The sequence below is a fragment of the Planktotalea sp. genome (assembly GCF_050633725.1).
Taxonomy (GTDB): domain Bacteria; phylum Pseudomonadota; class Alphaproteobacteria; order Rhodobacterales; family Rhodobacteraceae; genus Planktotalea.
Genome location: NZ_JBOEHB010000008.1, coordinates 115,007 through 121,356, shown reverse-complemented (window position 1 = coordinate 121,356; position 6,350 = coordinate 115,007). Strand labels below are relative to the sequence as shown.

The 6,350-nt window shown below is 55.6% G+C and carries 5 protein-coding genes; 2 read left to right on the top strand and 3 right to left on the bottom strand.

Annotated elements, in window-relative coordinates; genetic code table 11:
• A partial coding sequence (carB, locus tag ACRBCU_RS09095) for a carbamoyl-phosphate synthase large subunit (RefSeq protein WP_431365065.1) occupies window positions 1–1,373 on the bottom strand: 1,373 nt, incomplete at its 3' end.
• A gap of 198 nt (window positions 1,374–1,571) precedes the next feature.
• Between carB and aspS the strand changes: the two genes are divergently transcribed.
• Entirely contained in the window at window positions 1,572–3,587 is a 2,016-nt protein-coding gene (gene aspS, locus ACRBCU_RS09090) for an aspartate--tRNA ligase (protein ID WP_431365064.1), read from the top strand.
• Between the two features lie 102 nt (window positions 3,588–3,689).
• Here the strand turns inward: aspS and ACRBCU_RS09085 are convergent, their stop codons facing one another.
• Window positions 3,690–4,265, bottom strand: a complete 576-nt coding sequence (locus tag ACRBCU_RS09085; RefSeq protein WP_431365063.1) for a GcrA family cell cycle regulator — start codon at window positions 4,263–4,265, stop codon at window positions 3,690–3,692.
• Window positions 4,266–4,395: 130 nt separating this feature from the next.
• Between ACRBCU_RS09085 and ACRBCU_RS09080 the strand changes: the two genes are divergently transcribed.
• Window positions 4,396–5,214, top strand: a complete 819-nt coding sequence (locus ACRBCU_RS09080) for an ABC transporter permease (protein WP_431365062.1) — start codon at window positions 4,396–4,398, stop codon at window positions 5,212–5,214.
• Here the strand turns inward: ACRBCU_RS09080 and ACRBCU_RS09075 are convergent.
• Window positions 5,204–6,088, bottom strand: coding sequence for a DMT family transporter (locus ACRBCU_RS09075; RefSeq protein ID WP_431365068.1), 885 nt, complete (start codon window positions 6,086–6,088; stop codon window positions 5,204–5,206). The genes ACRBCU_RS09080 and ACRBCU_RS09075 overlap by 11 nt on opposite strands.
• Window positions 6,089–6,350 lie beyond the last annotated feature (262 nt).

Below are 6,350 nucleotides of genomic sequence, written 5' to 3'. Positions count from 1 at the left end.
ATCGCCTGCGCAATGGTGCGCAAACGGTCGGGGGTTTGTTGGCTGATCGCCTTGATCACGGCGGCCTTGCCGGAAATGGAATTCGTCGCGCCGGGGATGTCGACTTCGTTGAACCCGGTCAGCCCGGATTCCATCGACGCCAACGCCTTTTGCAGCGACTCGTGGATTGTCCGGCCAATCGACATGGCTTCGCCCACGGACTTCATGGCGGTGGTCAGATAGGGTTCGGACCCGGGGAATTTCTCGAACGCGAACTTGGGGATCTTGGTGACGACATAGTCAATCGACGGCTCGAACGATGCCGGCGTGACCTTGGTGATGTCATTGTCCAGCTCGTCCAGCGTGTAGCCCACGGCCAGCTTTGCGGCGATCTTGGCAATCGGGAAACCGGTGGCTTTTGACGCCAAAGCCGAAGACCGCGACACACGTGGATTCATTTCGATCACGATCATCCGGCCATCATGCGGGCTGACCGCCCATTGCACGTTCGATCCGCCGGTTTCGACGCCGATTTCGCGCAGCACGGCAATGCTGCCGTTGCGCATGATCTGGTATTCCTTGTCGGTCAGCGTCAGGGCAGGGGCCACGGTGATCGAGTCACCGGTATGTACGCCCATCGGATCGACGTTTTCGATGGCACAAACGATGATCGCGTTATCCGCCTTGTCGCGGACCACTTCCATCTCGAATTCTTTCCAGCCCAGCAGGCTCTCATCGATCAGGATCTGGTTCACCGGAGACGCATCCATGCCGGTCCGGCAGAAATGCACATAATCCTCGCGGTTATAGGCCACGCCACCGCCGGTTCCGCCCAGCGTAAAGGCGGGCCGGATGATGGCTGGCAGGCCAATCTCTTCCAGCTCGTCCAGCGCCATTTGCACACCGGCATCCAGGTCGGCAGATCCGTCCTCGCGCTTGGGCGCGGTCACAATCGTTGCCTTGGGGTTTTCCAGCCCGATCCGGTCCATCGCTTCGCGGAACAGCTTGCGGTCTTCGGCCATTTCGATGGCATCCCGCTTGGCCCCAATCATCTCGACACCGAACTTGTCCAGCACGCCCATCTCTTCCAGCGCAAGCGACGTGTTCAAACCCGTCTGACCACCCATGGTCGGAAGCAGCGCATCGGGGCGCTCTTTTTCGATGATCTTGGCGACAACCTCAGGCGTGATCGGCTCAATATATGTCGCATCCGCGAGGCCCGGATCGGTCATGATTGTCGCTGGGTTCGAGTTGACCAGAATGACGCGGTAGCCCTCTTCGCGAAGTGCTTTGCAGGCCTGTGCGCCTGAGTAGTCAAATTCGCAGGCTTGCCCAATCACAATGGGTCCAGCGCCGATGATCATGATGGAGGAGATATCAGTACGTTTGGGCATGGGCAGACCTCTTTTTTCAGCGCGCACTCAAGGGATCGCAGCCTGAGTCGCGGCAGCGTGCAAATTGTCGTGGGTTATAGACATGCGCGGGGTAGGTTCAAGGGGCATATCCGCCTGCGTTCAAGCAAGCCTTGACTTTCGCGCCCCCGCGCGGTGTATCGGCCCAAACTTATAGCCCTTTCCGAAGGAATTACAGCCATGCACGCCTATCGCAGCCACACTTGCGCCGATCTGAACAAATCTAATGTAGGCGATAATGTGCGCCTTTCAGGTTGGGTGCATCGCGTTCGCGATCACGGTGGCCTCTTGTTTATCGACCTGCGCGATCATTATGGCATCACGCAAGTTATGGCCGATCCTGACAGCCCTGTGTTTGCCGAGATCGAAAAGGTGCGCTCTGAATGGTGTATCCGTATCGACGGCAATGTGATGGCGCGCGACGAAAGCCTCGTGAACCCGAAGATCCCGACGGGTGAAGTTGAAGTCTTCATTCGTGACATTGAAGTATTGGGCTCTGCGTCCGAGCTGCCGTTGATGGTCTTTGGCGATCAGGAATATCCAGAGGAAACACGTCTCAAGTATCGCTACCTCGATCTGCGCCGTGAAAAGCTACAGCGCAACATGACGCTTCGCTCTGATGTGGTCGCCTCCATGCGTCGCCGCATGTGGGATCAGAACTTCCGCGAGTATCAGACGCCGATCATCACAGCGTCCAGCCCAGAAGGTGCGCGCGACTTCCTCGTGCCGTCCCGTCAGCATCCCGGCAAGTTCTATGCGCTTCCGCAAGCGCCACAGCAGTTCAAACAGCTGATTATGGTCTCTGGCTTTGACAAGTATTTCCAGATCGCGCCGTGCTTCCGCGACGAAGACCCGCGCGCGGATCGCTCACCGACAGATTTCTATCAGCTCGACCTCGAGATGAGCTTTGTTGAGCAAGAAGACGTCTTCAACACGATCCAGCCAGTGGTTGGCGGTATCTTTGAGGAATTCGGTGGCGGTCGCAAAGTCGATCAGACGTGGGAGAAAATCTCCTACAAAGACGCCGCGCTTTGGTACGGTTCTGACAAGCCTGACCTGCGCAACCCGATCAAGATGCAGGTCGTGTCAGAGCATTTCGCTGGCTCAGGCTTTGCGATTTTCGCGAAGCTTTTGGAGCAGGAAGGCACAGAGATTCGCGCGATCCCTGCGCCGACAGGTGGCTCACGTAAGTTTTGTGACCGCATGAACGCCTTTGCGCAGAAGGAAGGCCTTCCCGGTATGGGCTACATCTTCTGGCGTAAGCGTACTAATGCTTTGAGTGCAAAGATGAATGAATCAATTCAAGGTGCTTTGTCTGGAATGCGCCTTGCTTTTGGGGATCAGGAAACCCGTGTTCGGGAAAAAATGCGCTTAATTGAAGCCGCTAAAGAAGCCGCTGATAGTCTTTCTCTGACAGATGATGAGGCCATGGAAGTCATCGCTCAAATCGATGAACTTGAGGCTGCTGGCGATATTGAACGTGCCGATCTATTACGAGGCGCATATTTTTCCGAATGGGAAGCAGCTGGCCCGCTGGCTAAGAACATCGGCCCAGAGCGCACGGAAGCGATCCGTCAGCAGCTTGGCCTCGGTGTCGGCGATGCGGCCTTCTTCCTCGGTGGTAAGCCAAGCGCGTTTGAAGCGGTTGCAGGCCGCGCGCGTAACGAGATTGGTCAGGCGCTGAAGTTGATCGACGAAGATCGTTTTGCTTTCGCATGGATCGTTGATTTCCCGATGTATGAGGCGGACGAAGAGACCGGCAAGATCGATTTCTCGCACAACCCGTTTTCGATGCCGCAGGGTGGCCTAGAGGCGCTGAATGGCGATCCTTTGGAGGTGCTGGGCTATCAGTATGACCTTGCTTGTAACGGGTATGAGCTGATTTCCGGTGCGATCCGGAACCACCAGCCCGACATCATGTTCAAAGCCTTTGAACTGGCGGGCTATGGCAAGGATGAAGTGACCAAGCGTTTCGGCGGTATGGTCAATGCATTCCAATATGGCGCGCCTCCCCACGGTGGCTGTGCGGCTGGGATCGACCGGATTGTGATGTTGCTCGCGGATGAAGCGAACATTCGTGAAGTTATCATGTTCCCAATGAACCAGCGCGCCGAAGATCTGATGATGAACGCACCATCCGATCCAATGAGCGATCAGTTGATGGAACTGGGCCTGCGCGTTATTCCGCAGGACTAAGCAAAAAGAAGGGTGCGTGGAAACCACGCACCCTACACTTCGCAACACCCCGTAAGGTGCGTGGTTTCCACGCACCCACGTTAGATCATTTGGTCAAACCACTTAGCGGCGACGATCACGGCGCGCTGACATTGGCTGGAACGCCACGCCAACATGCGCTTCGCAATAGGGCTTGCCTGCCTTTACAGGCAGACCGCAGAACCAGAAGTCATCAGTCGCTGGATCGCCCACAGGCCATTTGCAGGTCCGTTCGGTCAATTCCATCAAGCTGATCTTCTTGGATTTCTTTTCAACTTCACTCACCTTGGCCAAAGCTTCGGGGCTGATCTCATTCGCAGATGGCTGCGGTGGCAGGGGCTGTCCGGCTGGAATAATCGCGCGGCGCGCCCGTGACACAGGCGGCGGAGGCGTTGTTGGCTCGGCAATTGGCGCAACCGCTTTTGGTGCGGCTTCTGCCTTTGCAACGGCCTTGGGCTTTGGCTCTGCCTTTGCGACCTTTGGTTTTGCTTCTGCTTTCGCAGCTCCGGTGGTGGTCCGGTTGGAGAGACCCAAGCGGTGGACTTTGCCAATCACAGCATTTCTCGTCACGCCGCCGAGTTCTTTGGCGATCTGGCTCGCTGATTGGCCTTCGCCCCACATTTTTTTCAGTGTTTCAACACGTTCGTCGGTCCAGGACATTCCGGCTTCCTTATTTAAAAAAGCGGCCCGCAAAGGTGCCGCTCCTGATATCTTGGTGCTTGCCCCTATTCTAATCAGCCACGGCTGAGATACAAGTCATGCGAATCAGGGACGCAGGGTTGAGCCACCTATGACACAAAATAACGCCATAGACACACCGCAGATGGGGAGACGCCGGTTTGGGCGCGTAAATTGGTTAGGGTTGCAGACTTTGATCCACAGAGAGGTGCGCCGCTTTTTGGCGGTTTGGACGCAGACCTTGCTTGCGCCCCTTGTAACAGCTGGTTTGTTTTTGTTGATTTTCAATCTCGCGGTTGGCGCGCGCCGCGGCGATGTTATGGGCGTTCCTTTCATCGAATTCATCGCGCCCGGCATTTTGATGATGACGGTCATTCAGAACTCATTTGCGAATGTAAGTTCGTCGATCGTGATTTCCAAGGTGCAGGGCAATATTGTCGACACATTGATGCCCCCGCTCGCGCCTTTGGAGATGGTCATTGGTTATCTTGCAGGAGGTATAGGACGCGGTGTTTTCGTCGCATTGGCGATTGGGCTTGGGATGCTTTTGTTCCTCGGCATTGGTGTTCAGCATCCGATTATGGCGCTTGCTTATGTCGTGCTTGGATCCGCCTTTCTTGGCGGCCTTGGAATCATCGCAGGTATTTTTGCCAACAAGTTTGATCAAATGGCAGCGATCACCAATTTCATTGTAACGCCGCTCGCGATGCTGTCTGGGACTTTCTATTCGGTATCGGTCTTGCCCCCTGTTTTGCGCCAGTTGACGGAGATGAACCCGATTTATTATCTGATCGACGGCCTGCGTTTTTCAGTCATTGGAGTATCAGACAGTAACCCTTGGTCAGGTTTGCTTATTTGTAGCTTAGCTGTGCTCGCCATTAGCGCAATCGCTTGGCAAATGCTTCGCACAGGCTATCGGCTCAAGCCTTAGAGGCGCGTGTTTCTCGCCAAGCCAAAAGCGCCGCCCCGAGAATAATAACAATTGCGCCTAGGATCGAAACGGCTTCAGGGATCACCCCAAATATGGCGGCGTCATACAGGGCTGCAAAGAGGAGCGTGCCGTAGCTGAATGGCACAACAAAAGAGGCATCTGCGCGCGCAACCGAATTCAAGAAACACGTCTGCGCCATAGCCATGCCCACGCCAATGCCTGCAAGCGCGCACCATTGGGCAAACGTTGGTGGCTCCCAAACTGTCAGGACGGCAAGAGTTGCGATGACCAGACCAATTGCATTGTTGACAAGTAGGATTTGAAACGGGGCTTCGCGTCCTGAGAGTTTCTTGATGAATATGATCTCTAATCCAAGGATCACCGCGGCGCCTAAGGCGAGTAACGCTCCGGGTTCAAATGTTCCGGATCCCGGCCTCAGTAAAATGATCGCGCCGCACAGTGCGATTCCTGCGGCGCTCCACCGGACTGGCCCTACGCGTTCGCCAAGCAGGAAAATCGCAAAGACCATTGCGAAAACGGGGTTCAAAAAGCTGATCGCCGTGGCATCCGACAGTGGGATGAACGCGACCGACGCGAACATCAAGGTCACGCCCGCAGCGCCGCATGTCGTCCGCAGTATATGCAATTTCAGGTCCACCGCGCCGAATTGAGGGCGCAGGATCAATGCCGCACTTCCCAACGCAAGAGCCGCAAATAAAAAGCGCGCTTGGGTGATCTGCAAGGGATGCAAGGGCGCGCCGAGCGTTCCGGTTCCGATCGCTTTTGCGAGTAAAGTCGTGACAGCAATGAATGCTGTTGCGCAGATCATTAAGATCATCGCGAGGCGGGGGTTATGCTCGGGTAGGTTTGCCATCCGCCAAGACCTGCGCCGATTTGCATTCTGCTTCAAGCGTTCAATTGTACCGATTTGCAATCGCTCTTGCGTTTTACCCGTCGCGCTGTATGAAGCAGGCATGATCAAAACCGCACATAAACGTCTTCGACGACACTTGCGCCGCGCTTAATTGCGTCTGATCTGCCGTGCATGGCGGCAACTCTTCTCATGCATCACCCCAAATATTGACTTGGCCCTGCCGCTCAGGCACTCACAGGGCTTACATTTTCTAAGGATACAT

Bases quoted from the DNA above. Each gene is read 5' to 3' on its own strand.
- aspS (WP_431365064.1), top strand. From the start codon at position 1,572: ATGCACGCCTATCGCAGCCACACTTGCGCCGATCTGAACAAATCTAAT.
- ACRBCU_RS09085 (WP_431365063.1), bottom strand. From the start codon at position 4,265: ATGTCCTGGACCGACGAACGTGTTGAAACACTGAAAAAAATGTGGGGC.
- ACRBCU_RS09080 (WP_431365062.1), top strand. From the start codon at position 4,396: ATGACACAAAATAACGCCATAGACACACCGCAGATGGGGAGACGCCGG.
- ACRBCU_RS09075 (WP_431365068.1), bottom strand. From the start codon at position 6,088: ATGGCAAACCTACCCGAGCATAACCCCCGCCTCGCGATGATCTTAATG.